24 protein-coding genes are annotated in these 26,276 nt (G+C 45.0%); 16 read left to right on the top strand and 8 right to left on the bottom strand.

The window, feature by feature from the left end:
• Window positions 1–105: 105 nt before the first annotated feature.
• The 4 genes from RSX31_RS12960 to RSX31_RS12945 all read right to left on the bottom strand — a co-directional run bounded on the left by RSX31_RS12960 (window position 106) and on the right by RSX31_RS12945 (window position 6,332).
• Window positions 106–909: an endonuclease/exonuclease/phosphatase family protein gene (locus RSX31_RS12960; RefSeq protein WP_315634832.1), complete on the bottom strand. Its 804-nt coding sequence runs from the start codon at window positions 907–909 to the stop codon at window positions 106–108.
• Window positions 910–912: 3 nt separating this feature from the next.
• Window positions 913–2,547, bottom strand: coding sequence for a PTS transporter subunit IIBC (locus RSX31_RS12955; protein ID WP_315634831.1), 1,635 nt, complete (start codon window positions 2,545–2,547; stop codon window positions 913–915).
• A gap of 471 nt (window positions 2,548–3,018) precedes the next feature.
• On the bottom strand, window positions 3,019–4,935 hold the full coding sequence (locus RSX31_RS12950; RefSeq protein ID WP_315634830.1) for a heavy metal translocating P-type ATPase: 1,917 nt from the start codon (window positions 4,933–4,935) through the stop codon (window positions 3,019–3,021).
• A 212-nt stretch (window positions 4,936–5,147) separates the two neighbouring features.
• Window positions 5,148–6,332, bottom strand: coding sequence for an MFS transporter (locus RSX31_RS12945; protein ID WP_148994948.1), 1,185 nt, complete (start codon window positions 6,330–6,332; stop codon window positions 5,148–5,150).
• Window positions 6,333–6,458: 126 nt separating this feature from the next.
• On the opposite strand from RSX31_RS12945, the gene RSX31_RS12940 reads away from it, so the two are divergent.
• Window positions 6,459–6,842 carry an OsmC family protein gene (locus RSX31_RS12940; RefSeq protein ID WP_299741672.1) on the top strand — a complete coding sequence of 128 codons (384 nt, stop codon included), beginning with the start codon at window positions 6,459–6,461 and terminating at the stop codon, window positions 6,840–6,842.
• Between the two features lie 98 nt (window positions 6,843–6,940).
• Here the strand turns inward: RSX31_RS12940 and RSX31_RS12935 are convergent, their stop codons facing one another.
• On the bottom strand, window positions 6,941–7,360 hold the full coding sequence (locus RSX31_RS12935) for a pyridoxamine 5'-phosphate oxidase family protein (RefSeq protein ID WP_315634829.1): 420 nt from the start codon (window positions 7,358–7,360) through the stop codon (window positions 6,941–6,943).
• Window positions 7,361–7,450: 90 nt separating this feature from the next.
• On the opposite strand from RSX31_RS12935, the gene cax reads away from it, so the two are divergent.
• The 4 genes from cax to RSX31_RS12915 all read left to right on the top strand — a co-directional run bounded on the left by cax (window position 7,451) and on the right by RSX31_RS12915 (window position 11,959).
• Window positions 7,451–8,506 carry a calcium/proton exchanger gene (gene cax / locus RSX31_RS12930; RefSeq protein ID WP_315634828.1) on the top strand — a complete coding sequence of 352 codons (1,056 nt, stop codon included), beginning with the start codon at window positions 7,451–7,453 and terminating at the stop codon, window positions 8,504–8,506.
• A 130-nt stretch (window positions 8,507–8,636) separates the two neighbouring features.
• Complete coding sequence (locus tag RSX31_RS12925) at window positions 8,637–10,592, top strand: hypothetical protein (RefSeq protein WP_315634827.1); 1,956 nt, start codon at window positions 8,637–8,639, stop codon at window positions 10,590–10,592.
• A 237-nt stretch (window positions 10,593–10,829) separates the two neighbouring features.
• Window positions 10,830–11,672: a YfkD famly protein gene (locus RSX31_RS12920; RefSeq protein ID WP_148994944.1), complete on the top strand. Its 843-nt coding sequence runs from the start codon at window positions 10,830–10,832 to the stop codon at window positions 11,670–11,672.
• Window positions 11,673–11,776: 104 nt separating this feature from the next.
• On the top strand, window positions 11,777–11,959 hold the full coding sequence (locus tag RSX31_RS12915) for a hypothetical protein (RefSeq protein ID WP_315634826.1): 183 nt from the start codon (window positions 11,777–11,779) through the stop codon (window positions 11,957–11,959).
• A 309-nt stretch (window positions 11,960–12,268) separates the two neighbouring features.
• Here the strand turns inward: RSX31_RS12915 and yfkAB are convergent, their stop codons facing one another.
• Complete coding sequence (yfkAB, locus tag RSX31_RS12910) at window positions 12,269–13,396, bottom strand: radical SAM/CxCxxxxC motif protein YfkAB (protein WP_315634825.1); 1,128 nt, start codon at window positions 13,394–13,396, stop codon at window positions 12,269–12,271.
• A 114-nt stretch (window positions 13,397–13,510) separates the two neighbouring features.
• Between yfkAB and RSX31_RS12905 the strand changes: the two genes are divergently transcribed.
• From RSX31_RS12905 to pdaA, 6 genes are all read left to right on the top strand, one after another.
• Window positions 13,511–13,693 (top strand): SE1561 family protein, encoded by a 183-nt coding sequence (locus RSX31_RS12905; RefSeq protein WP_034761313.1) that lies wholly within the window; start codon window positions 13,511–13,513, stop codon window positions 13,691–13,693.
• Window positions 13,694–14,013: 320 nt separating this feature from the next.
• Window positions 14,014–14,460: a GNAT family N-acetyltransferase gene (locus RSX31_RS12900; RefSeq protein ID WP_148967425.1), complete on the top strand. Its 447-nt coding sequence runs from the start codon at window positions 14,014–14,016 to the stop codon at window positions 14,458–14,460.
• Between the two features lie 84 nt (window positions 14,461–14,544).
• Window positions 14,545–16,101 carry a fumarate hydratase gene (locus RSX31_RS12895; protein WP_148994940.1) on the top strand — a complete coding sequence of 519 codons (1,557 nt, stop codon included), beginning with the start codon at window positions 14,545–14,547 and terminating at the stop codon, window positions 16,099–16,101.
• 121 nt (window positions 16,102–16,222) lie between these two features.
• Window positions 16,223–16,789: a DUF4825 domain-containing protein gene (locus tag RSX31_RS12890; protein ID WP_315634824.1), complete on the top strand. Its 567-nt coding sequence runs from the start codon at window positions 16,223–16,225 to the stop codon at window positions 16,787–16,789.
• A 307-nt stretch (window positions 16,790–17,096) separates the two neighbouring features.
• A complete protein-coding gene (locus tag RSX31_RS12885; protein WP_315634823.1) occupies window positions 17,097–17,885 on the top strand; it encodes a DUF2935 domain-containing protein in 789 nt (262 codons plus the stop codon).
• A 107-nt stretch (window positions 17,886–17,992) separates the two neighbouring features.
• Entirely contained in the window at window positions 17,993–18,769 is a 777-nt protein-coding gene (gene pdaA, locus RSX31_RS12880; RefSeq protein ID WP_397548092.1) for a delta-lactam-biosynthetic de-N-acetylase, read from the top strand.
• Between the two features lie 60 nt (window positions 18,770–18,829).
• Here pdaA and RSX31_RS12875 read toward each other — a convergent pair whose 3' ends face one another.
• The gene (locus RSX31_RS12875) at window positions 18,830–19,276 is read right to left on the bottom strand and encodes a DUF4362 domain-containing protein (RefSeq protein ID WP_315634822.1); all 447 of its coding nucleotides are present in this window, start codon (window positions 19,274–19,276) and stop codon (window positions 18,830–18,832) included.
• 178 nt (window positions 19,277–19,454) lie between these two features.
• Here RSX31_RS12875 and RSX31_RS12870 point away from each other — a divergent pair, with 178 nt between their 5' ends.
• From RSX31_RS12870 to RSX31_RS12855, 4 genes are all read left to right on the top strand, one after another.
• The gene (locus RSX31_RS12870) at window positions 19,455–20,318 is read left to right on the top strand and encodes a DNA-3-methyladenine glycosylase family protein (RefSeq protein ID WP_397541183.1); all 864 of its coding nucleotides are present in this window, start codon (window positions 19,455–19,457) and stop codon (window positions 20,316–20,318) included.
• 15 nt (window positions 20,319–20,333) lie between these two features.
• The gene (gene rlmD, locus RSX31_RS12865; protein ID WP_315634821.1) at window positions 20,334–21,731 is read left to right on the top strand and encodes a 23S rRNA (uracil(1939)-C(5))-methyltransferase RlmD; all 1,398 of its coding nucleotides are present in this window, start codon (window positions 20,334–20,336) and stop codon (window positions 21,729–21,731) included.
• 154 nt (window positions 21,732–21,885) lie between these two features.
• Window positions 21,886–22,083 carry a hypothetical protein gene (locus RSX31_RS12860; protein ID WP_315634820.1) on the top strand — a complete coding sequence of 66 codons (198 nt, stop codon included), beginning with the start codon at window positions 21,886–21,888 and terminating at the stop codon, window positions 22,081–22,083.
• Between the two features lie 130 nt (window positions 22,084–22,213).
• A complete protein-coding gene (locus tag RSX31_RS12855) occupies window positions 22,214–23,335 on the top strand; it encodes an NADH-dependent flavin oxidoreductase (RefSeq protein ID WP_315634819.1) in 1,122 nt (373 codons plus the stop codon).
• A gap of 55 nt (window positions 23,336–23,390) precedes the next feature.
• Here the strand turns inward: RSX31_RS12855 and RSX31_RS12850 are convergent, their stop codons facing one another.
• Window positions 23,391–24,164, bottom strand: a complete 774-nt coding sequence (locus RSX31_RS12850) for a TerC family protein (protein WP_148967434.1) — start codon at window positions 24,162–24,164, stop codon at window positions 23,391–23,393.
• 419 nt (window positions 24,165–24,583) lie between these two features.
• Between RSX31_RS12850 and abc-f the strand changes: the two genes are divergently transcribed.
• Window positions 24,584–26,215 carry a ribosomal protection-like ABC-F family protein gene (abc-f, locus tag RSX31_RS12845; RefSeq protein ID WP_148994932.1) on the top strand — a complete coding sequence of 544 codons (1,632 nt, stop codon included), beginning with the start codon at window positions 24,584–24,586 and terminating at the stop codon, window positions 26,213–26,215.
• The last annotated feature ends 61 nt before the right edge of the window (window positions 26,216–26,276 follow it).

Below are 26,276 nucleotides of genomic sequence, written 5' to 3'. Positions count from 1 at the left end.
CAAGAACTATTCCAAAACCCAAAACACATCCGATTCCCACCCACCTCCTGACAAAAACGACTCAACCCCCGTTCAAAACACACAAAAAAAACAGCCAATCCAAGATCAGCTGTTTTCCCCGTCACCCAACACCACTTCAACCCCGAAGTGATCCGAAACAACAGGTTTATTCACATCATTAAAGATGACCCGGGACGACCGAACGTCCACTTTTTCACTGGACAGTATAAGATCAATCCTTAAATCGACCTTATTCTCATCCCATCCGGCAATCTTCCCTTCAACGGTGACACCGCTATCCCGTTGGGCGGCTACATCAAATGTATCCAGGAGTCCTTTTGAAAGAAGGTAATCGTATCCTTCTTCCCGAACCCATGCATTATTATTGAAGTCTCCCATTAAAAAGAAGGGGGATTCAGGGGTGGCTTGCTCCATCAAGGAATCAACTTGAAACTTGAACGGTTCTTCTTCGTCTGTCCACCAGCCGAGGTGGCAGGAGTAGAAGGTGAAGGGCTTTCCTTCATATGAAATCGTCGCCCCTACAATCTTTCGGGTTTTCCAGTAGGATTGGTCATGGCTTTTTGAGATGAAGAAGCGGTGTTTTTCAACGACCGGGTGTTTCGTTAATATTGCCACGCCTTCTTCGTACACGTCGTATCCGATATGAGCGAAGTCCCAAACGAGTGTGTAATCTGTCACACCGTGTTTCTCCAGTTCCCCAAGAAGGACGAGGGCATAATTGCCTTTTTTAACGAAGCCCTCGACTTGTTCACTCTCGATCAGCTGACTGACTTCCTGGAGGGCGATGACATCGTAGGATTTCTCCGCGATGTCATGTGCCAGGATCGAGATTTTTTCGAGTTGGTTGTCTTCCTGCCATGAGTGACAATTCAACGTGAGTAGTTTCATGTATTAAGCTCCCAGTAGATCTTGAATGTCAGATTTGATGACGTCTGCTTTCGGACCATAGATGGCTTGTACGCCTTTGTCTTTCAGGATGAGTCCCAAGGCTCCGTTTTTCTTCCATTCCTGTTCAGTCCCGACAAGGCTTGTGTCTTTTACTGTTACACGAAGACGGGTCATACATGCATCCACGTCTACGATGTTTTCTTTACCGCCAAGCATGGCCACGACTTTTGGTGCGATGGAATCGGCACTTACGGTACCGCCGCCTGTGGATGCTTCATCTTCAATGTAGTTCCCGTTACGCCCCGGTGTCGGGAAGTTGAACTTTTTGATCAGGAAGTTGGCAACCGTAAAGTTAAGAGCAAAGAAAACGATACAGGCAATAACGAAGTTCACAAGGTCCACCCACAGACCAGCTTTGATGATCATCGGCACACGAGTCAGAAGCTCGATGGATCCGAATGAGTGAACGCGGATGTGAACGATATCCACAATCGCGAATGCAAGTCCTGTCATGATCGCGTACACAACATATAAAAGTGGGGCTGCGAACATGAACATGAATTCGATTGGCTCTGTAACACCTGTTAAGAATACGGCTAAACCAGCTGATAGGAACATAGATTTGTATTTTTTCTTCTTGTCTTTATCCACATTGCGGTACATGGCATAGGCGATACCGATCAGGGCAGCTGTGGATAAGATCATTTGACCTACTTTGAAACGTGCAGGTGTGACGTCATTTAATAATTGCTTGTAGCTTTCTGTATCTCCTGCAGCCAGGAAGTTGTTTAAGTCAGCGATCCATGCAAGCCAAAGTGGATCTTGACCTGCAACCGTTGAACCGGCACCTGATCCTGTCAGGATTTTGTATGTTCCGCCAAGTTCTGTGTAGTTGATTGGTACCGTTAACATATGATGCAAACCGAATGGTAATAGTAAACGTTCTAATGCACCGAAAATGAATGGCGCAATGATTGGTGCTGTGTTTCGCGATGTTGCAATCCATTGACCGAAATCATTCAGTAACCCCTGGATGAATGTCCATACGATCGCCATGATGACAGCGATGACGATAGAGCCCACAATCACCACAAATGGTACAAAACGTTTTCCGTTAAAGAAGGAAAGAGCATCGGGTAATTTACTGTAGTTATAATATTTGTTGAAAAGATTGGCTCCTAAGAAACCTGAGATGATCCCGACGAATACACCCATATTTAAAGCAGGTGCACCAAGGACCGATGTGAAATAATCAGAAACCACTAAGGTTTGTCCGAAAAGGGAAGAGACTGTTGCTTCGGGATCCCCAAGCATATCTCCATTAACTCCAAAAATCGCGCCTGTAATACGGTTGATGAGGATGAAGGCGATCAGAGCAGCGAAGGCTCCTCCTGCACGTTCTTTCGCCCACGAACCACCGATGGCTACGGCGAAAAGGATGTGAAGATTAGTGATGACACCCCAACCGATATCCTCCATCACTCTTGCAATCGTTTGCACTAATGTGATGTCTCCACCCATCATCGCAATCAACTTACCGAGGGAAATCATGATCCCTGCAGCTGGCATGACGGCCACTACTACAAGCAACGCTTTCCCGAACTTCTGCCAAAAATCAAACGACAATAAATTCTTCATAAACCCGTTTCCTCCTTTAATATCAATCTATTCGAAACTATATTTTATATTGAATGACATGTGTGCGTTTACATTTCAAATTAAAGTGAAATGCTGAGGGGTACCTATTCATGACTGGAGTGCTATGTAACATGAAAAAGATGCAACCGTTTGCACTAACTAAACACATTTTATGATATCCCTTTCAATAAAGCAACAACAAAATATTATTTTAGTAAAATATTATTAGTTGGAGGGACGGACCTTGGTAGGGGAAGGTGTGTTGCAGGGAATGTGGATAACTATTCTGGTTGTTTAGTAGTGGGGGGAATAGAGGGGGAATGTGGATTGTGGATAATTTTGAGTAGGTGAAAATGGTTGATATATTGTGGATGAAATAGGGGTGTGGATAAGTGTCAGAGAATCGCTGGCCGCACTATACCATTCATAAAAAAAAGCATCCAATCCCTCAAGATTGGATGCTTATCAACATTATTTCAACAATCGCAGACCATTTAATATAACCAAAATCGTACTACCTTCATGCCCGATGACCCCATAAGGGAGATCCAGGATTTGCAGGAAGTTCGACGCGATCAGCAGCATGATCACAGCAATTGAAAATACCACGTTTTGTTGCACGATCCGCTTCATTTTTTTCGATAGTTTAATAGCTTCAGCAATACGGGTAAGGTCGTTTTTCATTAACACGACATCGGCTGTTTCCAGGGCAACGTCGGTGCCTTCACCCATGGCGATTCCGACGTTGGCCGTTGCAAGTGCAGGTGCGTCGTTGATTCCGTCCCCGACCATTCCGACGGTACCGAATTGGCGTTTCAGCTTTTTCAGTTCGTCTACTTTTGTTTCCGGCAGGCACTCAGCAATGAAGGAGGCAACCTTGGCTTCTTCTGCGATGGCACGGGCTGTCTTTTCGTTGTCCCCTGTCAGCATGATGGTTTGGACGCCTTCTTGCTTCAATAATTCTAACGCTTCAATGGTTTCTTTACGAACCACGTCTTTCAATGCGATCAATGCCACAATTTGATTTTCCTTGGCAACAAAGACCGTCGTTTTACCTTCAGAAGCGATTCGTCCAAAGGCACCATCCATAAATTGTTCTGCCAACACTTTATCCACAAAATCTGCTTTCCCGATTTTCCATTCGGCTCCGTCCACAAGCGCTTTGACTCCCCAACCGGATACGTCTTCGAGAGAATCCGGCTGGGAAAGGTCCAGGTTTAACTCGCGGGTTGCGTGGCGGACAATCGCTTGGGCAAGAGGGTGATTCGACTGGTTTTCAATCGAAGCAACGGTAGTCATGACTTCACGTTCATCCACATGATCCCTAACCACTAGATCCGTTACGACGGGTTTCCCCTTCGTCAACGTTCCTGTTTTATCAAAGGCAATGGCTTTAATGTTGCTCAAATTTTCCAAGTGAGCTCCGCCTTTAAAAAGAATTCCATGACGGGCACCGTTTGAAATCGCCGATAAACTTGCCGGCATGATCGCTGCAACCAGGGCACAAGGTGAAGCCACAACGAGCAGGACCATTGCCCGGTAGAATGTTTCCGTCCAGCTCCATCCGAGGAAGAAGTGGGGTAGGAACATCATCAGGAAGACAACGGCAAGCACGACTTTTACATACGTTCCTTCAAAGCGTTCGATGAACTGCTGTGAAGGCGACTTTTCACTTTGTGCGGATTGCACGAGATCAATGATTTTTTGGAAAAGGGTTTCGCTGCTTGGTTTGGTCATTTCAACCGTGATGGCACCGTTGATATTGACCGTTCCTGCGAACACTTCATCTCTTTGACCTTTCGTTACAGGGACTGCTTCTCCGGAAATGGCTGCTTCATCAATGGACGTTGTTCCTTTAACGACCACTCCGTCTGTTGGCACGCGTTCACCTGGTTTAATTAAAATATGATCGCCGATTTCAAGGCTTGAAACGTGGACTTTCTTTTCACCAGATCCTGTCACTAGCCATGCTTCTTCAGGCTGAAGCTGCATGAGTGCGGAGATTTCCTTCTGACTTTTGTTCATCGTATACGTTTCAAGTGCGCCGCTGACAGCGAAGATGAAAATCAGGATGGCTCCCTCTGTCCAGTAACCGATGATGGCAGACCCCACGGCTGCAAAAATCATCAGCATCTCTACATTCAGTTCTTTGTTTTCGATGGTTTCTTCGATTCCTTCTTTGGCTTTCGCGAATCCGCCGATGGCAAAAGCAAGGAGATAGAAGATGATGCTCAAGCTTGAGTCATCGTTTGACGTCAACCATCCCAGTAAAATAAACACACCGCTTACTAGTGCGGCAATCAATTCTGCATGAGGCTTTATTTTTTCAAATATGTTTATTTTTTCATTCGGTGTCCTCATGGATAAGGCTTTGGATTGTGAGCTCATAGCGTATTCCTCCTTAGTTAAATGAAAATACGAGATTCTCATTGAGAATAATAATCAACGTCATTACCCCTATAAAACGACGAAAGCTGCCACCAATGAAAGGTGACAGCAAAACTGCACGTGCTCTTAGTTGAATGTATATGAAGTTAGTAATTTATAATTATTATAATCTAATCCTATCACATGTATATGATAATGGAAAGAGTTTTGTGCTAGTTATTCTGGGTTATTTCTCCACGTCGATTTTGGATGGAAAAGACGAGTAGGCTCACAAAAATCATCAGCATCATGCATGCGATTAAATAGAAGAAGCTTGAGCCTTTGAACCAGTCGATGGTGATTCCGCCAACGAATGGACCGATCATGCTTCCGAAGCTGAAGAAGATCCCGCACATGATGTTTCCGGCAGGAAGTAATTCTTTTGGCAGAAGATCCGTCATATAACTAATACCGAGTGAAAAAGTCGATCCGACAGCCATCCCGGCTAACGTAAAGCAGATAAATAAGCCCATGGTGGATTCAGAGACGATTCCTGCTGCCGAAAAGCAGAGAAAACCGATCATCATGACGATGAGAAGGACATTTTGTCTTCCATATTTGTCACTCAGAATCCCAAGAGGCACCTGGGATATAATACTTCCCACGGCAAAAGCAGGTAGGAGGATGGCGACTGCTTCAATGGAAAGACCGTTTCGAAGGGCGAATACAGGGAAGTTTCCATTTAATGAAGCTTCCAGGAATCCATATCCCAATGGAGGCAACAGGGCGACCCATGCATATTTGAGAACCTTTCCGAAGCGCTGGAACGATCCAAGGAACGAGGCACTGCCGATATTTTGCTGATCGGGGAATTCGTTTTGTAATTTAAAGACGAACATCCACACGGTCAGGCTTAATAAGGAAGAGATAATGAACGGCAATGCTTGATGGATGGTGATGAGCTGTGTCATCATCGGCCCCACGGCAAAACCGACTCCAAAAGAGACCCCGTAGATGGATATATTACGTCCGCGATGTTCTTTTGGTGAAAACGATGTGATCCATGTCTGGGTGGCGAAGTGCAGCATATGATCGCCGATTCCGATGCAAAGACGCAGGAAGAACCAGAACCAGAAGGATTTCCAAACCGGGAATAGTAAGAGTGACGCTGCGACCACAATTCCTCCGATGATGATCATCGGTTTGTAACCGATTTTCTGAAGTGGTCTTTCCATTAATGGAGAGGCGAGTAAGATTCCGATATATAGGGCGGTTGCGTTTAATCCGTTCAGGGAGGAAGAAACGCCGTCCTGCTCGAATATGATGGCGATCAGCGGCAGGAGCATCCCTTGTGAGAATCCTGAAATTGCCACGATTCCGACAAGGACCCAGAAACGGAAGGTTAGTGTTTGATTCATTTGTAAAAACTCCCAATCATTGATAATAGCTTCTTTGATGGTACCCCCAATTTCATTGTTTGGCAATACGAAACGAATGGAGTAAAATCAAAACATCTACTAACATAAGGAAGGAATGAAGTGAAAATGGAATTTAACATGCAAGAAGGCGGATTTTTCACAGATTTAGGGTTTGGGAAGCTGGAGGTTTCGGGTAACGAAGAGTATGGATTTCGTCCGTTCCAATTATTGGTATCTTCAGTTGCAGTCTGCAGCGGGGGAGTGCTTCGAAAAGTCCTGGAGAAAATGCGCATCGAATTTGACGACATACATATCAAAGCCGACGTAACCCGCAACGAAGCCGAAGCAAACAGAGTCGAAGCCATCTCCCTTCACTTCACCATAAGAGGGACGGACCTCGACGAAAACAAAATCGAAAAAGCCATGAAGCTCACCCGCAAAAACTGCTCCATGGTCCAATCCGTACAGGACAGCATCAAAATCGAAGAAACGTTTGAGTTAGTGCAGTAAAGCGATGAGAAGCGATGAGGGACGGACCTTCAAGGAGTATAAGACCTATTGTATCAAGGCTCTAGCCAGATGAAGGTCCGTCCCTCATTAGGTGTCCTCTATAGGCTTAGTTCCTGGGGTTCTTTGCCTGTTTTTTCGTAGTAGAGGATGGTTTTGGGTGTGAGTTTGAAGAGCATGTATTCCGGGTCATCTGGGCTTGCGATCCAGGATTTGAGTTGTTCGTTCCAGAATTTTTCTTTCAGCTCTTTGGATTCTTCCACAGTTGCCTCTGCTTCGATTTCTACATAGTGCTCATGATCGGAATCGCGGTCATGGCCGAGAAGAATATGAACATGAGGGTTCTGTGCGATGTCTTCCGCTTTGTGAGCATGCTCATTGGTTGCAGTGTAGAGAGTAAGGTCTTCATGGTAGAACATCATAAAGCGTGAATACGGTTTGTTATCACGAATGGTGGCAAGGGTGCCGGTTTTGTGGTTGGAAAACAGCTCAACGATTTTGTCTTTTAAGTTTTGTGCCATGTGTTGTACCTCCTAAGTGGGTTCTATCTATAATGTGTCTAATCTCCCTTGATTTAAACAAATTTTCTTTTAGAAAGAAGGATCTTACACATGAATAAAGTATTCGCACTGCTTGTATTTGCAGGTGTTCCGATCTCAGTCATCGGCTCACTGCTTCATTGGCCGAGTGTCATCATGTTCGTGATTTACTGTGTGACGATCATTGCCCTCGCTGCCTTTATGGGAAGGTCGACGGAAAGCTTGGCCGTTGTGTCAGGACCCCGAATCGGCGGATTATTGAATGCTACCTTTGGAAATGCGGTCGAACTCATTATTTCTATTTTTGCGTTAAAAGCTGGTTTGATCGGCGTCGTCCTGGCGTCCTTAACGGGTTCCGTGCTTGGAAATCTGCTTCTCGTTGCCGGGTTATCCTTTTTTGTAGGGGGAATCAAATTCAAGCGTCAGAAATTCAACGTGTTTGATGCCCGTCACAACTCGGGGCTGCTTATGTTTGCCATTATCGTTGCTTTCGTGATCCCGGAAGTATTCGCCCAGGATATGAACGAAGCTAAGACCATGTCTTTATCCATCGGTGTTTCAGTCATCTTGATTGCTCTTTATTTATTTGCCTTATTCTTTAAATTAGTCACTCACCGAGGGGTGTATCAGCATGAAGGCGAAGAAGGTGCGCACGCTCATGAAGAGCCGGAGTGGAGTAAGGGGAAAGCGTTGCTGATCCTTGCCGCTTCCACTGCTGCCGTTGCCTATGTATCTGAACGCCTCGTTCATACGTTTGAAGAAGTGGGGAACACATTCGGCTGGAGCGAGCTCTTCATCGGGGTCATCATCGTAGCCATCGTCGGAAATGCTGCTGAACACGCGTCGGCAATCATTATGGCTTATAAAAATAAGATGGATATCGCTGTGGAGATTGCAGTCGGGTCTACCTTGCAGATCGCGATGTTTGTAGCGCCGGTCCTTGTATTGATTTCACTGTTTTTTGAAACGAGCATGCCGCTTGTGTTTACGTTACCGGAGCTTGTGGCCATGGTATCAGCAGTACTTGTCACGATCGTTATATCCAATGACGGGGAGACGAACTGGTTTGAGGGACTGACGCTCCTAGCAGCTTATTTCATTATGGGAATCGGTTTTTACTTACTTTAAAAAAAAGCCCCGGCAGTCATCTGCCGGGGCTTTTGCATGAAATCATTCGTCAGATGATGAAATTCGTGAGAACAGCCTACTCAACCCTGAATAAGATAACAGGAGAGTTTTGTGTAAAGGAATGAGTATAGTGAGAAAAAAGAAAAAACCATCCTTAGTAAAGTTCATTGATTGTAATATCGATTTGCCTCCCAGAGGATGTCCAGGGATTTTCCCTTTTGAAGGATGCACGAATCCAACTATACAATTAGATGCAATTGGCACGATCAGCTGTGAAGGCATAATCAGTGGTAGAGTGCTATGTGATTATCAACCCCTCCAAGGTGTCACGGTTAATCTGTCGTCATCATTCCCGGGACTGGTCTTTGATAACCCGAATCCTGCCACGGACAGCACCGGGCGGTTTTCAACGAGAGTGACCGTGGCTCCGGGCACTTCGATCATACCAAACGTCATCGTGACTGCAACGGCGGTGGTCATCGGGAAAACCATCAGGGATTCGATATCAGTAAGAGTGGACTGTATTAGATGTAAAAACCCTGAACTTACGCTGGATCCGATCAAGGAGCCTGTCGGGTGCAAGGGGGCAAAACTTTCTGGACGACTCATTTGCGATGGAAGGGCAATAGGGAGTGCTGCCATTTCATTTATCATTGAATCACAATCCAAGCGTATCGTTATCACTCCAAATCCTGCGATTACTCAGGGGGACGGGAAATTTACGGCAACCCTTGTCATTTTTCCAGATGTGAATGAGACCATTACGATCACAGCAACAACGAAAATCGGCGGTAAAAGGGTTGCCTCAGAAACAAGGGAAGTGAAGGTTCGCTGCGTCAAATGTAAGAAACCGGACATAAAGCTAAATAAATTTAAAAAAATCGATTGTCGTGCCGTTGTGGTTGGGAAAGTTACCTGTGATGGCGTACCACAGGCGAATATCCCGGTAACACTAACCGGCTCTCCAATGCTGAAGTTTAAACCACCTGTCCCAGTGACCAATGAAAAAGGAGAATTTTCTTCGGTCGTCAAGGTGAAAAATGGAACTAAGTTTCAGTCTGCTTTCTATAAAGCGGAAGCAGTGGTGGGTGGGAAAAAAGTGGAGGACACTGACCAAGTCATTGCAGGCTGTGAGAGGTGTGAAAAGCCTAAACTGACTCTCGAAGTGCCGTGTGAGGTCATCCCTTGTAAAGGAACTGAATTGACCGGACAATTAACATGTGACGGAACCCCTATCCGAAATACTGCGATCAAGATTGTGATTATAGAATCATCACCAGGTGCTGTGGAAGTGAAACCCAATCCTGTCCTGACCAATGAGCAAGGTGAATATGAAACAAAGATCACTCCAATCTCGGGAAAATCTGAAGACATATCCATTCAGGCGACGACCACTTTAGGTGACACGGTGATCAAGTCGATGATCAAAACGGTCAAAATTCATTGTGAATGCAAAGATCCGACTATTGAACTGGATCATCTAAAAGTAATAGACTGCTGTGGAAAGGTGAGCGGTAAAGTTAGATGTGACAAGGAACCATTGGATAATGTGAAAGTGAGATTGTCCAGTCCTGTTTTACGGTTTGAACCAGATGTTGTGTCTACAGATGAACATGGAAGGTTTACCAGTGACGTCAAAGTGCCGCCGAACACTCCATTCAAAGACGTTATGTATTCGGCAAGTGCCGTGATAGGGGATAAGGAAATTGAAGAAAAAGCCTTTGTTTATGCGGGCTGCCAGGAATGCAGTGAAGTCAAACTGACGTTTCATGTTCCGCCGTATATAGGTTGCAGAGGTGGCCGCCTCACTGGAAGAGTACTGTGTGATTCCAGGCCGCTTGAAGATATCAAGGTTCACTTTGAAGTGAAAGAAAAGCCCTTTAAGGGTGCTATACTACCCAACCCAGCTATCACAGACGAGAAAGGAAACTATCTGGCCAAAATCATTCCTGAATACGGAATGCATGATCGTATTTCAATCCAAGCCTTTGTCGTCATTGATGGCAAGAAGGTTTCCACCAAACCATATGAAGTACACATCAAATGTGTCTGTCCACCTGAAGAATGTTCCTGTCAGTATGATTAAAAAAGCAGCGGAGTTCAATCATGAACTCCGCTGCTTTTTTTAGGGAATGTAGGAATGATTGAAAACAGGCCAGTTTGCTTTGTAGGTAGAAGCCTGACTGTTTTCTTATAAATAATAGTATAAAATAATATTTGAATTTTGTAAATATTCTTTCAAATAAAGTTTTTGGGATAAGCTTTTCCAACTAGGAAAAACTAACCGCAAACCCTTAAGTTAAGTTTGAAAGGAGTCAATTTCATGAAAATCATGCGCACTGTTCTTATGTTCATACTCGCATTTTTCGTTGCAACAACGGGTATCCACGCTGAAAATAATCCAAAAAAAGAAAACAAGGAAGCGACGGAGAAAGCTCCGAAACCACCTGAAGATACCAGCGTAAAGATCCCAAACTCAGTATTGAACATCGCAAAGGAAAATACGTATCCCAACTCAACCCAGGATCAACCGTATCTCCAACCTAGTGAGTGGTCCCAGGAATTGATCGAAACATCGAATGTGAAAATAGAAAACCCGAACCTGATCCGTATGCTGAATGAATCCACCATGAATAAAGCACCAACGATTGGATTACGGGCAACGATCTATTTAGGGGAATGGCCTTTAAACTATGCTTCAACCGAGACATCCCCCAACTGGGAGTATCAAAAGGTCAACACGAATTACTTCGATAACCGCGGCGGAAAATCAAACTACCAAATTCATTACGTCCAGGAAGCACAAAAAGTAGTAAAGGGCGGATTGACAGCTAAAGTACCACACGCAGATGATGTAGAAAAAATGATGCTCATCAAAGCAATGGATAAATCCAAACTGCCACTTGCATTCCAAACAATTGTAGGAGCAGGGACGAAGAAGGATCAGGTGTACAACATTTCACCCAAACGTCTTGGCTACCTCTATGCCTACGCACCAGCGATTAACGAAAAAGGAAAAGTAACCTACGGTGAAGTGTTCCTTGTGATGAAAGGAACAAAACGCTCCGTCGTCGTGAAAAATGTTACATCCCAAGGAGTCGGGGCCTGGATTCCAGTTCAGGATCACGTCCACTTCGGCTTCATGGCAAGCGAAACACCAAGATAAATGTTTAAAGATGAGTGAAATGGGGTAAAACTTATTTCACTCTTTTATTATTTTCTTTGATATGTTATAATAATTAGAATATTCAGAATTGAAGGAGGGATATCATGGAGTATTTACTTATTTTTGGAGGCCTGCTAGTGGCGTTCATCACATTAAGAGTATGGTTCGGAGCGAGAAGAGCAAAGATCTATGCTGAGATAAAAAAACAAAAATACAATGTAATGGATCCAGCCATGGAAAAAATAGCTCAACCACTCAAAAAAAACGACCGCGGCCCAATCGGATAAGAAGCACACCGGATGAATGTCCGTTGTGTTTCTTTTTTTGTTTGGAGAGGGACGGACCTTGAGCTGGGCGTGTTTTGAATGTGTATTTGGTCTACGAGGCCGCATGCTGTTCACAATTTTGCTCAACAAACCTGGAAAGTGGCACAAGTTTGGGCGGAAGTGGCGTATCAAACAGCCAAAGTGGCACGACAAACCCGAAAACTGGCACAAAAAGGCAGGCCTGAAAGTTAGTTAATAATAGAAAATCAGACCCCAAATTTCCATGAAAAAAGCCCAAATCCATAATAGATTTGAGCCTTCACACTATTTTCATCGGGAAATCTTCGCTTCACGCTTCGAAAAGTCCACATCTCCATAATACATTGATTTCACGAGCACGTTCGGTCCTAGGCAGCGAGCCACCCGACAATGGCAATTCAACTCTTTAGCAAGAGGTTGTAGTTTCCACTTTTCAAATATGGCAGGAAGGGTATCCTTTGCTATATTTCCAAGTGGTGGCGTGTCGCCGAAGTCAGTGACGATGACATCACCGGTGAAAATGTTGACGTTCAGACGGGAACGGCCGTCAGGGTCATTGCGGACGCTGACATTTTTAGCGGCATAAAGTTCCTTCAGAAAATCCAAGTCTTCCTGTGAAGAGCTGCATGGATAGAATGGAAGTGTTCCAAATAGCATCCATACGTTTTCATCACGGAAGGAAAGAATATTTCTGATTGCTTCCCTTGTTTCTTCTAATGAAAGAGTTTCAAGGCTTGAGGCGAAATCCGACGGGTACATCGGGTGAATTTCGTGACGGCCACACATCATTTCATCGACAACCTGGCGGTGGATTTTTTCCAGGTAAGGCAGGGTATTTTTATTTAACATCGTTTCTGCCGAGACAAGGACTCCGCGTTTTGAGAGAGCACGGCTGTTTTCAATCATGCGGTCAAATAGCTTCTGGCGCTGTTCCCTCGTAGGCTTTCGTTCCATATTGGCAAAGCCGACATCGATGAACTCATCGATCGTTCCCCAGTTGTGCGAGATGTGCAGGACATCCAAGTAAGGGGCAATTAATAAGTATCGGTCAAGATCCAGGGTCAGATTTGAGTTGATTTGGGTATGTACGCCTCTGGAATGTGCATACTTGAGTAAGGGCAAGACATAATTTTCAACGGATTTCTTTGACATCATCGGCTCTCCGCCGGTAATACTAAGGGAACGAAGTGTTTTGATTTCGTCGAGCTTCTGTAGAATCAATTCAATGGGAAGGGCGCTTGGATCCTTCGGAGATAACGTATAACCGACGGCACAGTGCTCGCATCTCATGTTACAGAGCGTTGTGGTGGTGAATTCTATATTGGAAAGCGTGATATCACCATGCTCATCCACATCTAAATAAGCCTCCCAAGGATCATGGTCAATCGACATTTTCTTGGAGAGAGTATCAGTTTTCATTATAAAAGCTCCTTTATTAATAAGTCACCTATTCATTATTGAGAAACGCCCAGCCCTTGTCAATCCGAAAGTTATTGGTTACCATAGTAAACGTATTGAAAGGAGAGAGAACTCTTGGGTAAAGCTATCAACGATAAAGACTCACAAGTGAGCTATTTAAAACAACGCCTGAACCTGTTCGTCGACGTTCTGGACTCAATCGATCCCGAACAAGCTGACATTGACGATATCGATCGCCTGATCGCCATGATCGATGATATAGAAGTAAAATGCGAGCAATTTAAGAAGAGTGAGTAAGAGTCCTTGATGGGGCTCTTATTTTTTTTGAGGGACGGACCTTTGATTTGGGGTTGGTTGTGATGGTGAATAGCGATGGTGATTGTGATGGTTTGCGAAATTTGTTGGATTTTGTAGAACGGTCGATAAAAAGAAATAGCGGTCGATAAATTTAAATAACGGTCGATAAAAATTCATAACGGTCTACAATTTTTATCTCCCGCCCCATAAACTCCACGCTTCATCCTATGCAGAGTAGTAGACAAGAATACCAAGCAGGATTTCCCCGCTAAAACGTCAAACTTTAATAAAAACATCTATTAAAGGAGCGATCCATCCCCATGATCATCACACCAATCGAAAAACACCAGTGCGAGCAGGCAAAAAACGTCGTCCTGTCAGGTTTCCTCGAACGATTCGGATTCATCGATCACACCCTGAATCCCGATATTCATGACATATCCGTAGAGTATGACGGCACGGAGCATCATTTTTTTGTAGGAAAAGAGGGTGACAACATCATCTGCACAGGAGCGATTCGAAAAGAATCAGACGACACGTATCAGATTGTGAGAATGTCAGTCCGATCCCCATACAGGAAATGTGGTCTCGGCCGTATCATGCTCAGATTCCTGGAAGAAAAAGCACACTCCCTTGGGGCTCGTTACCTCATCCTCGAAACCAACAAACAGTGGTCGGACGCTATCCGGTTTTACCAAAACAACGGGTACATCTATAAGGAAGAAGACGAGGTTTCATGTTATTTCGAGAAGGAAATTCCATTGTGAAATCCCTTTCAATCTCATTCTTATAGGAGTATAATGATGTATGAAAATTAAGACTGTTTTTGAGATCTTTAGAGGGGGAGAACGATGAATAAAGAGACATTACAGCAAAGTATGTACGATTTGATTGTGGAAACATCCACGAACCTGCCAAAGGATGTCAGGCGTGCGATCCGCTCGGCGAAAGCCCGTGAGAACGCCGGCACGCGTTCGGCGATGAGCCTGGACACGATTTCAAATAATGTAAAGATGGCGGATGACAATGTATCACCGATTTGTCAGGATACAGGACTTCCGACTTTTAAAATAAAAACACCGGTCGGCGTGAATCAGCTTGAAATCAAAGAAGCGATTTATGCTGCGATGGTACAGGCGACGAAGGACGGAAAGCTTCGTCCAAACTCAGTTGATTCATTGACTGGTGCAAACTCAGGAGACAATCTTGGCTTAGGGACACCGGTCATCAAGTTCGAGCAGTGGGAGAAGGATTATATCGATGCCCGCCTGATCTTAAAAGGTGGAGGTTGTGAAAATAAAAACATCCAGTACAGCCTTCCGTGTGAGCTTGAAGGACTGGGCCGTGCCGGACGTGACCTGGATGGGATCCGTAAATGCGTGATGCATTCGGTGTATCAGGCACAAGGACAAGGCTGCAGTGCCGGTTTCATCGGCGTTGGAATCGGGGGAGACCGTTCTTCAGGCTATGACCTGGCCAAAGAACAATTATTCCGCTCCGTGGATGATGTGAATGCGAATGAAGATCTTCGGAAGTTAGAAGAGTACGTAATGGACCATGCGAATGAGCTTGGGATCGGCACGATGGGATTCGGCGGTGAAACGACACTGCTTGGCTGTAAAGTCGGCGTCATGAATCGTATCCCTGCAAGCTTCTTCGTATCCGTTGCCTATAATTGTTGGGCATTCCGTCGTTTAGGCGTGAAGCTTGATGTTGAATCAGGCGGTATCGACGAATGGTTCTATCAGGAAGGCGAGAAGATCGACCTTACTCAAGGGTCACAGGCTGAGCTTGAAACGGCAGCGGCTTCATCCGGAGAACAGCCAAATGTTGTGGTACTCCGAGCTCCAATCACGGAAGAAAAAATCCGTGAGCTGAAAGTGGGAGATGTGGTTCAAATCAACGGGCGCATGTACACCGGCCGTGACGCGATCCACAAGCATCTGAGTGAGAATGATGCACCGGTGGATCTTGACGGTCAAATCATCTATCACTGTGGTCCGGTCATGCTTAAGGACGATGAGGGCAACTGGCACGTGAAAGCGGCTGGTCCGACAACATCGATTCGTGAAGAGCCTTATCAAGGGGACATCATGAAGCGGTTCGGTATCCGTGCTGTCATCGGGAAAGGCGGAATGGGTCCTAAAACCCTTGCTGCCTTGAAAGATCATGGCGGAGTGTATCTGAATGCCATCGGTGGAGCGGCACAGTACTACGCAGATTGCATCAAAGGCGTAGACGGAGTGGATCTGATGCAGTTCGGTATTCCTGAAGCGATGTGGCACCTGAATGTGGAAGGCTTTACAGCGGTTGTAACGATGGATTCACATGGAAACAGCCTTCATGAAGAAGTGGATAAATCGTCATTGGAAAAATTAGCTCAGTTTAAAGAGCCTGTTTTTAAATAAAGGAATAGGGACCACCTCGTTATGATACGGGGTGGTTTTTCTATTGGGTATTTATGTTAAAATATGAAACCATAAACACATGTTTTTCGTATTACATACAAACAGGAGCTGGAGGGCTATGATGATTTTCAATAAATTAGTGAGCATGTTGTTTCTTTCCTTGATGGTGTTCTTAACTGGGTGTGCAAGTAATAGTGAAAAATCGAATATTACTTCAATTGAAGATGTAAAAGTTGATATGTTAAAAGAAAACAGCGGAACCTATGTAGGGGATAACTCCAAGGTCAGTGCGATCCTTCAGGAATTACCTGGTGGAGAAACCATTCAGGAAATCGATCTTTCTGGGGAATTGGTGAAGGTGATCTATGGCAATAAAGAAGGGAGCCTTCCTGAAAGTGACGTGGATGAGTTTTGGTATGACGGTAATCATGCCGACCGGAAGAACTTTTATTACAACGCCATCTACCTGACCCTTCTCGTTCCGAATGCCCAGGAATATCATTTCCAGGTAGACGAATCCATGGTATCCGTTTCAAGGGACAAAATGGTCAAGAACCTCCAGGATGAATTTGAAGCATTCCCAACAGGTAAGGCCATTTGGGATAAAAAAACCGTATCTGAATTTATCGATGAACATAACGGGAAACTAACCGAAATGGCTACGAAGTATCAGACTTTTTTTGAGTGAGGGACGGACCTTATCTCGAAACGTGTTTCTCTTCGATGGAAGATGAAATATCAGGGTGACCTGAGACATATGCCTGGATACAAACCCAATCTTTTGTAGGACCTTTATTGTAATGCATGCAATTTATATAATCATCTAAACTTCATTCTACTGTCAGTCCCTCTCGAAGATTCCTTTTGTACCAATAGGAGGAATCTTTTTGCTTTTTCCATTCGAACTACGTGAATTTAACATATTTAAAGTATTATCTTAAATACATCTACATAAGTATGAGGGGGGAAGAGTGAGAGTAGAGGGGGAAGAATATATGACAAATCCGATCGTTGCACGATCTTTAGATGAGATTCAATTCTGGTCGAGAATTATGAAGGAGCATGCTCTATTTCTGAGCTTGGGATTCACGTATGATCAGAAGCAATTAATTGAAGAAGCACAGCAGTTCATTACGGTTTTCGAAAGAATCGAGGAGAAGCTGAATAAATACTCCATCAACACGGATGTGCGACAAATTCAAGCATTTAACAGCGAAGTTTATCAAGCGGCAGCTGCGATTTGGAACTATAAGCGGAAAATACTAGGTTTGACATTGCGATGTGAAATCCGTTCTAATAATTATCCATTGTTAGTGGATCATATTAGCAGGGAGGCAGCATTCTTTGCCAAACGTCTGCAGGAATTGAATGAGGGGAAACTTGTACCAGAACAGGATTCCATAATCCAGGAAAATGTATTCTTTCTGAAAATCATGGCCGATCACGCAAAGTTTATCGGACATCTATTGGATCCTTCCGAACGGAAATTAGTCGAGCAGGCGAGAGAGTTCAGCCAGGATTTCGATCAACTGGTTTTTCAAGCGATTGATTTAGACTCCATGCGTCCACAATCAGAAACAAAGCCGATGTTGAATCAATTTCTGAATCAAAATAAGGTTTCAGTTAAGTCATTACGTGATTTCAAGAAAACCGCAAGAGAACTAATTGAAGAATGCAGGATCAAAAGTAATATCCATCCACTTTTGGCTGATCACACATTTAGAGAAGCAGAACGATTCCTGGAAATCATCGATCTTTTTGAAGCGAGTTTGCAATCGAAATAAAGGTTGGGGTATGATAACCGTTTTAACTATTGGATACTTTTAGTACACATGAATCCTTCCCGTTCTCAAAAACTAAAGGAAACGGAATGTGAAAGAAGGGTTCAATTTTGCGGAAATCACTAAAAGTGTTGATAATAGCGTCAATCTTAGTATTGCTCATCCCGGCACAAGCCTATGCAGCTTCGAATAACCCGATTGGCTGGGGATTTAAAAAAAGTCAGAATGAAGTCCCTGCAGAAGCAGGAGCACAGCATGATCGGCTGCTTGAGAAATATGACGCCTTTTACAAGGGGTCACCGGATAAAAAAGTTCTGTATCTAACCTTTGATAATGGGTATGAAAATGGCTACACAGGGCAGATCCTTGATGTGTTGAAACAGGAAAAAGTGCCAGCCACCTTCTTCGTGACAGGTCACTACTTACTAAGCGCTGAAGACCTGGTCAAGCGAATGGTGAAAGAAGGGCACATCGTAGGGAACCATTCCTGGCATCACCCGGACTTCACGGCAAGCTCCGATCAGAAAATCAGGGAAGAGCTGGAGAAAGTAAAAGTGAAAACGAAAGAACTAACCGGTCAGAAAGAAATGAAATACCTGCGTCCCCCAAGAGGCGTATTCTCTGAACGTACACTTCAAATCGCGAAAGAAGAAGGCTACACCCACGTCTTTTGGTCAGTCGCCTTCATCGATTGGAAAACCGATCAGCAAAGAGGCTGGCAATACTCGTACGACAATATCATGGCCCAAGCCCATCCAGGCGCGATCATCCTTCTGCACTCTGTCTCCAAAGACAACGCAGACGCCATGGAAAAAGCCATAAAAGACCTAAAGAAAAGAGGCTACACCTTCAAAAGCCTTGATGAACATCCAATGATGAGAAAATAGAGGGACGGACCTTCATTCCTAGGACCTGGTCCTAGGAATTGAGGTCCGTCCCTGAATTCATTAGTACCAAATCACATTCTCATCTGCATCCTTCCGGTCACAATCGGCCAGCTTGTATATATTGTCCGCCATTTTCCTTTTTTGTATATACTCTATATTCTCGCAGGACATTTCTACAATCTCACCACTACCAAACGTATCCCGACGTGAGTCCCGAACGGAATGAAGTACATTCCCGTCATAATCGAGGTCATGTAAGACTGGATCACCTTCTTCCGTATAAGTAACAATCCGAATGCGATCCTCCACATCATCCCCGACATTCTTATAAAACTCTTCAAAACGCTCCATATTCTCTATATTCCCATGAGTATTCACTACATCTGTCTCTACAAGCTTATAAGCTCCCACCTGTTTTCCCACTTCAGTCTCCATCTGATCCTCAGGCTCTTCACAGCCACCAACACAGAATAAAAGGAACAAACCAGCCATTATAGATTTCCTCACCAACCAAATCATCCCTTTTAGAAATTCCTTGAGGTCCCTCCCTGAACTTTGGCTCCAATACTTTTAGAGGTCCGTCCCTCAGCTACTGTATCAGACGAACGACAACGTTGAAGTGTTACACCCACGGTATGCTATAATACACATACAAGTTTTGTGCGGAAGGATGAGGATGATGGTGATGAGGGATGTTAAGGTTGAAGGACCTTATAATTTTGACCGGGTACTGGAGAGGCTGGCGCTGGATCCGTTGAATGCAGTGGAACAGGAAAACCGAAGCGTGAAGGTTCCATATTATCTCCCGGATGGGAATGGGGAGGTCATCAAGGTTCAGGCGACAGGCACCACTGATCAGCCTGAATTCAGCATGACTTTTGAAAATGAAGATAACATTGAGCAAAAACTGAACCGGATTTCAGACATTTTCCAGTGGCACACCGGTCTTCGCGATATGCACGAGCACTTCCTGCAGACCGATCTGAAGCCCATTTTCGAGGAGCATATCGGGACGCCCATCATCCTTGAATTCGACCCGTTTGCGACGATTATCAAAAGCATCATCCATCAGCAGCTGAACCTGAAGTTTGCCTTCACCCTGACCCATCGTTTTGTCACGAAATATGGCTGGCAAAAAGACGGGGTCTGGTTCTATCCATCACCGGGAACAGTCGCCGGGCTTACTGTGGAAGAACTGCGGGAGCTGCAATTCAGCCAGCGGAAAGCGGAATATGCAATTGGCATCGGACAGAAGGTAGCAAGCGGAGAACTGGACCTGGACAAACTAGCCGAGCAGCCGGACGAAGAAGTCATCAAGGAACTTACCAAAATCCGCGGCATCGGCCCATGGACAGCTCAAAGCTTTCTGTTATTCGGATTGGGTCGGCCGAATCTCTTCCCGAAAGCGGATATCGGCATCCAAAATGCCATCAAGAAATTATTCCAAATGGATCAGAAACCGACCATGGACGAGCTGGACCAATTCAGCACATCCTGGCATCCTTATTTAAGCTATGCATCCTTGTATTTATGGAGAAGTATCGAATAGAACGGACGTGAACCAATGAAAAAGCAATACGAAAAAAAGCAGCACAATGAAGTGAAAATCGAGCTGAAACAACAGTTTCCTCTGACGATAAAAAAAATCGGCATTAACGGTGAAGGAGTCGGATTCTTTAAACGAAAGATCGTCTTCGTACCAGGAGCGCTGACAGGGGAAGAAGTGGTCGTGGAAGTGACCAAGGTCCACCCGAAATTCACCGAAGCCCGCATCAAAAAGATCCGGAAGAAGTCACCACAGCGCACCAAAGCTCCCTGCCCGGTCTACGAGCAGTGTGGAGGTTGTCAGCTTCAGCATCTCTCATATGAAGGACAGCTGGATGCAAAACGGGATATCCTGCTTCAATCCCTCGAGCGTCACACAAAGCTTAGATTGGAAGACCTGGACATCCGTCCGACGATTGGAATGGACAATCCATGGCACTATCGGAACAAAAGCCAATTCCAAGTGGGGATACACAACGGCAAGGCTATCGCTGGCCTATACAGCATGAACTCAAACAAGCTGATTGACATCGACGAATGTATCGTGCAGCACCCGCTTACGAATAAAGTAACAACGGAAATCAAACGCATCATCAATGATTTCAACATCCCTGTCTTTGATGATAAAAATAAAAAGCCGATCCTGAAAACGATCGTCACACGTGTCGGGTTTGAAACAGGGGAAGTTCAGGTCGTACTCGTAACGTCGGAGAAAAAAATCCCCCGCAAGGAATTGCTGATCAACGAGATCCAGAAACGACTTCCGGAAGTCGTCTCCATCGCCCAAAACATCAATCCGAAAAAAACGGCACTCGTATTTGGGGATGAAACAATCCATTTGTCCGGAAAAGAAAGCATCGAAGAACGCCTGGAAGAGTTCACATACGAATTATCCGCACGCGCGTTCTTCCAGCTCAACCCGATCCAGACGAGCAAGCTGTATAATGAAACGAAGAAAGCAGCTGCCCTCACAGGTGAAGAAAAAGTCGTCGATGCCTACTGTGGTGTCGGTACCATCGGATTATGGCTTGCTAAAGGAGCCAAAGAAATCCGCGGAATGGATGTCATCAAGGAAGGAATCGATGACGCGAAGAAGAATGCAAAGAAATTCGGAGTGAGTCATGCTGAATACTTCGTCGGAGGTGCCGAAACCCTCATGCCTAAGTGGAAGAACGAAGGCTGGCGTCCCGATGTCGTCGTGGTTGATCCCCCAAGAACCGGTTGCGACAACAAACTTCTTGATACGCTGAAAGAAGTAAAACCGAAGACATTTGTCTATGTCTCCTGCAACCCATCGACTTTGGCGAAGGATATCGGTTACTTGAAGAAACAGTACAGGGTGGAATATTTGCAGCCGGTGGATATGTTCCCGCAGACCGCACATGTGGAGGTTGTGGCGAAGCTGGTTCTTAAATAAAAATTGTAGGAATCCTCTTTCTTAACAGCGACAATTTTAGAAGAAAGGAAGAGTTTAATGGGAAAGGTGAAGGTAAGGTATCTAAGATATGATGATATTCATGATAGACACTACTACTCAGATACAATTGGACGTAGATTAAACCGATGGTTTTGTGATCACAGATATTGAATTCGGCTATGGGATTGAGAGAATCTTCGAAGAAAGAGATGGGTACTGCTTTGTTCGTGATGGCGATGACTTTACTCCTATTATTGTTGATATAGATAATGCAGGTGACATCGATTTCTCCCATGAAGCCGTAAAGAAATTTTTTGAGTATTTGATTGAAACCACACTACAAAGCAAGTAATAGGGCATTCCTCAGTCGTTGAGGGATGCCCATTTTTCATAATACCGGCACATCCTCCAAGCAGATGTCTGGTCAATAAACCTGTTTATCTATTAAGATGTCCCTTGAACAACCACAAGGAGGCAAAATCATGAACAGTAAATATAAAGAGCTATTATCCCCCTATACTTTCAAAAACGGAGTGGAATTAAAGAACCGCATCATCATGGCGCCGATGACGAACTTCTCTTCGGATGAGCAGGGTAACGTTACGGATGCAGAGGTTACTTACTATGCGAGACGTTCCAAGGATGTCAGCATGGTGATCACGGCTTGCACATATGTAACGCCTGATGGAAAGGGATTCCCGGGTGAGTTTGGCGGGGACTCCGATGAAATGATCCCAAGCCTTGAACGTTTGGCAAAGGGAATAAAGGATCAGGGCGCTAAAGCAGTCCTCCAGATTTTCCACGGAGGTGTACAATGTCCACCGGATCTGGTTCCAGATGGGGATGTTGTGAGCGCAAGTGAAGTAACGGGTGAGAACGGTGAGAAGAAAGCGAGAGCATTAACAGAAGCAGAGATTGAGAATATCATCGATGCTTTCGGTGAGACGACCCGCCGAGCGATAGAAGCGGGATATGATGGCGTGGAGATCCACGGAGCGAACGGTTATCTTATCCATCAATTCTTTTCCCCGATGACAAATCGTCGTGAAGACCGTTATGGCGGCAGCCTGGAAAAACGGATGACGTTCCCGCTTGCCATCGTGGATAAGGTGAAGAGTGTGGTCGCTGAGCATGGGGATGCATCGTTCCTGGTTGGATACCGTTTCTCACCTGAGGAGCCTGAAGACAATGGATTCACAATGGGTGACACCCTTACCCTTGTAGATGCCCTTGCAGACAAGGACCTTGATTATCTTCACGTTTCCCTTTTCGAGTTCTTCTCGAAGCCAAGAAGAGGCGTTAAGGACGTTGAGAAAACAAGAATGGACTATCTATTGGAAACCATCGGTGACCGTACACCGCTGATTGGCGTAGGTTCGATCTACTCTGCCGACGATGCACATAAAGCGTTAAGTACAGGCGTTCCGCTATTGGCCCTTGGTCGTGAACTGATCATTGATCCCGATTGGTTGATGAAGATAGAAGAAGGAAGAGAAGATGACATTGTGACGGAGATAGATAAAGGGAAACAGGAAGAATTGGTCGTTCCCGATCCGTTATGGAATGCAATTGTGAATACGCCTGGCTGGTTCCCGGGAGTGTAGGGAGTCAGTCTTGAAAAGAAATGCCCTGTGAAGATTCACAGGGCATTTCTTTTATCTAACTTTCACTATGCTGAGATTCTTTGTTTCCCGGTGCGAACCACCCAAACAAGGCGATAGCCACAAGGACTCCGTAAAATGTGAGGGTCCAAAGGGTGCTATGAGGGAAATCGTGATCCAGGATATGAATATCTTCATGAGCCAGTGTGATGACGGCCAACTTCACCCCGACCCAGGCGACAATGGCATAAGCGGTTGTCTCTAAAGCAGGGCGCTTTTCAAGCAGCTGCACAAACCAGGTTGCAGCATATTTGATCAAAATCAGCCCGGCAATTCCTCCGAGGACAACGATGATAAATTGTCCGCCGTCCATCCCGCCAAAATCATCAAGGGGTGAATCGGGGAGTCCAAGGGCAAGGGCCACGGCTGCGAGGATCGAATCAATGGCAAAGGCAAGGTCTGCCAATGCAATCTTTCCGACTGTCGGCCAAAATCCTTTTCCTGCAGCTTCCTCTTCAGTATCTTCACGAATATTTTCATTCTCTTTTCCAAAACGTGCTTTAATGACATGCTTTAAGCCCAGGTAAAGAAGGTAGGCTGCTCCGATCGCCTGGATCTGCCAGACATTCGCAATAAAGGAAATCGCAAACAAGGCACCAAAACGAAAGGCAAAGGCAAGGAAAATCCCGTATTTAATGGCCCTTTTCTTCTCATCGTCCGGAAGGTGTTTCGCAATGACGGCGAGAACAAGGGCATTATCTGCAGATAATAATCCCTCAAGGCCGATTAGGATCAGTAATGTCCATCCATATTCTAACCAGATTGATTCCAAATAAAGTGCTCCTTTCCACTAAACATCGAGCCAACACATAAAGCTGGTCGACCAGTTAATGTAATTCTAGTCCTCAGTCTTTATCATACCACTGATTGTGAATCTAATCCTTTATTGGTATTGGGTTTTTTTAGATATTCTCAATTTCCTTTTGCACTTCCAAATCATTTCATGATATAGTGAACTTACTAAAAATGACAGGAGTGATGGGTGGACGATGAAGTACTGATCTTATTTTCGCGAGGTTTGAAATTCCATATTTCAAATTAACCAAAATAGGATTAGTCTGCCCATTTTTATACATCGTCTGAGCCGTTGATTTCCAAATGGCTTTCTTTGAGCGCGACAGGTACGGCTAATCCTTCCAGAAAAATGGGGAGGATTTTTTTGTTCTCCCTTTGATGAGAGGGGAAGATGGTATGAGAGAATTGATGAAGTTAGTGAATATAAGCTATAAAATGATGGATCAGCCTATCTTTAAAGGGGTCAATGCGAGTGTGCAGGAAGGGGATGTCATCGGAATCATCGGGCAGAATGGTGCCGGGAAGTCTACTCTGCTTCAGTTGATCCACGGGGATTTAGTGCCTTCCGAAGGTACAATCCAGTGGTTGCATCAGGACTTGAACATCGGGATGGTCGAACAGGAAACGGAGTCCTATTCCTTTAACGAAACGACACCTTCTGAAGCCCGGCTGCTGGAAAAATGGCAGGTGCCGAATCATGAGTTTCTGCACTTGAGCGGCGGAGAAAAGCTGAAGGCCCGACTTGCAAAAGGGTTTGCGCAGAATGCCGACCTCCTTCTATTGGATGAACCGACGAACCACCTGGATCACGGGAGTATGGAACTCCTGATGAATCAGATCATGGAGTATAAAGGGACGATCATTCTAGTATCACATGACCGGTATTTTTTAGATGAAGCGGTGAACAAAATCTGGGCGATCGAACATGGGAAGCTGATTGAGCATCGGGGCCATTATTCGAGCTACATGGAAGCGCGAAAACAGAAACGGCTCACGCAGCAGCGTGAATTTGAGAAGCAGCAGAAAATGGTGGAACGGATCGAAAGTCAGATGAAAGAGCTCACATCCTGGTCACAAAAAGCCCACGCCCAGTCCACGAAACAGGAAGGGTTTAAAGAATACTACCGGGTAAAAGCAAAACGGACGGACAGCCAGGTGAAATCGAAGCAGAAGCGTCTTGAGAAAGAGCTTGAAAAAGCAAAGGTGGATGCGGTGCAGGAAGAACATACTGTGCGATTCTCCCTGCAGGCCTCAAAAAAAACAGGAAAGCGATTCTTGGAAGTGAAAGATCTGACGAAAGCATTTGATGGACAAATACTATTCAGAAAAGCCAATTTCACGATCCAGCATGGGGAAAAGGTGTCCATCATCGGACCGAATGGAAGCGGGAAGACGACATTATTAAAGGTAATCATGAGGCAAGAGGCGGCTGACGGTGATGTATGGACTTCACCATCTGCAGAGATCGGCTATCTGACGCAGGAAGTGTTCGACCTTCCCCTTGACGAAACGCCTGAACAGCTTTTCCACAAGGAAACCTTCGAGGAGAGAGGGAAAGTCCAGACGCTCATGAAACACCTGGGATTCCAGACGACCCACTGGCGGGAACCGATCGGGAATATGAGTATGGGAGAGCGCGTAAAGTGCAAGCTGATGAAGTATATTCTAGAAGAAAAAGATGTGCTGATCCTGGATGAGCCGACAAACCATCTTGATCTAGCTTCCCGTGAACAGCTTGAGGATACCCTCTCCCAATACAATGGGACTTTGATTGTCGTGTCCCATGACCGTTATTTTCTAGAGAAAACGACGAGTACGAGACTCGTGATCGCGGACGGCAGGATTCAAAAACAGTTGAATGAGCCTGCTTCAGAACGGGATGACCAGGAAGAACTGCGGTTGAAGCTTGAGACGGAGAGACAGGAAGTGTTGGGAAGGCTCAGTTTTATGATGCCAGGGGATAAGGAATATGAGGAACTGGATCGGAAATTTAAAGAGCTCACGGAACAAATAAATAAGATGAAGTAAAAACGGGACAATTCAATCGAATAAAAACGATTGAATTGTCCTTTTGTTTGAAAGAAAGCAG

Origin of the sequence: Rossellomorea yichunensis (genome assembly GCF_032337515.1) — a bacterium.
Lineage (GTDB): Bacteria > Bacillota > Bacilli > Bacillales > Bacillaceae_B > Rossellomorea > Rossellomorea yichunensis.
Note: the sequence above shows the minus strand (reverse complement) of the source record. Positions and strands in the feature narration are given on the sequence as shown.

Bases quoted from the DNA above. Each gene is read 5' to 3' on its own strand.
- RSX31_RS12960 (WP_315634832.1), bottom strand. From the start codon at position 909: ATGAAACTACTCACGTTGAATTGTCACTCATGGCAGGAAGACAACCAA.
- RSX31_RS12955 (WP_315634831.1), bottom strand. From the start codon at position 2,547: ATGAAGAATTTATTGTCGTTTGATTTTTGGCAGAAGTTCGGGAAAGCG.
- RSX31_RS12950 (WP_315634830.1), bottom strand. From the start codon at position 4,935: ATGAGCTCACAATCCAAAGCCTTATCCATGAGGACACCGAATGAAAAA.
- RSX31_RS12945 (WP_148994948.1), bottom strand. From the start codon at position 6,332: ATGAATCAAACACTAACCTTCCGTTTCTGGGTCCTTGTCGGAATCGTG.
- RSX31_RS12940 (WP_299741672.1), top strand. From the start codon at position 6,459: ATGGAATTTAACATGCAAGAAGGCGGATTTTTCACAGATTTAGGGTTT.
- RSX31_RS12935 (WP_315634829.1), bottom strand. From the start codon at position 7,360: ATGGCACAAAACTTAAAAGACAAAATCGTTGAGCTGTTTTCCAACCAC.
- cax (WP_315634828.1), top strand. From the start codon at position 7,451: ATGAATAAAGTATTCGCACTGCTTGTATTTGCAGGTGTTCCGATCTCA.
- RSX31_RS12920 (WP_148994944.1), top strand. From the start codon at position 10,830: ATGAAAATCATGCGCACTGTTCTTATGTTCATACTCGCATTTTTCGTT.
- RSX31_RS12915 (WP_315634826.1), top strand. From the start codon at position 11,777: ATGGAGTATTTACTTATTTTTGGAGGCCTGCTAGTGGCGTTCATCACA.
- yfkAB (WP_315634825.1), bottom strand. From the start codon at position 13,396: ATGAAAACTGATACTCTCTCCAAGAAAATGTCGATTGACCATGATCCT.
- RSX31_RS12900 (WP_148967425.1), top strand. From the start codon at position 14,014: ATGATCATCACACCAATCGAAAAACACCAGTGCGAGCAGGCAAAAAAC.
- RSX31_RS12895 (WP_148994940.1), top strand. From the start codon at position 14,545: ATGAATAAAGAGACATTACAGCAAAGTATGTACGATTTGATTGTGGAA.
- RSX31_RS12890 (WP_315634824.1), top strand. From the start codon at position 16,223: ATGATTTTCAATAAATTAGTGAGCATGTTGTTTCTTTCCTTGATGGTG.
- RSX31_RS12885 (WP_315634823.1), top strand. From the start codon at position 17,097: ATGACAAATCCGATCGTTGCACGATCTTTAGATGAGATTCAATTCTGG.
- RSX31_RS12870 (WP_397541183.1), top strand. From the start codon at position 19,455: ATGAGGGATGTTAAGGTTGAAGGACCTTATAATTTTGACCGGGTACTG.
- rlmD (WP_315634821.1), top strand. From the start codon at position 20,334: ATGAAAAAGCAATACGAAAAAAAGCAGCACAATGAAGTGAAAATCGAG.
- RSX31_RS12855 (WP_315634819.1), top strand. From the start codon at position 22,214: ATGAACAGTAAATATAAAGAGCTATTATCCCCCTATACTTTCAAAAAC.
- abc-f (WP_148994932.1), top strand. From the start codon at position 24,584: ATGAGAGAATTGATGAAGTTAGTGAATATAAGCTATAAAATGATGGAT.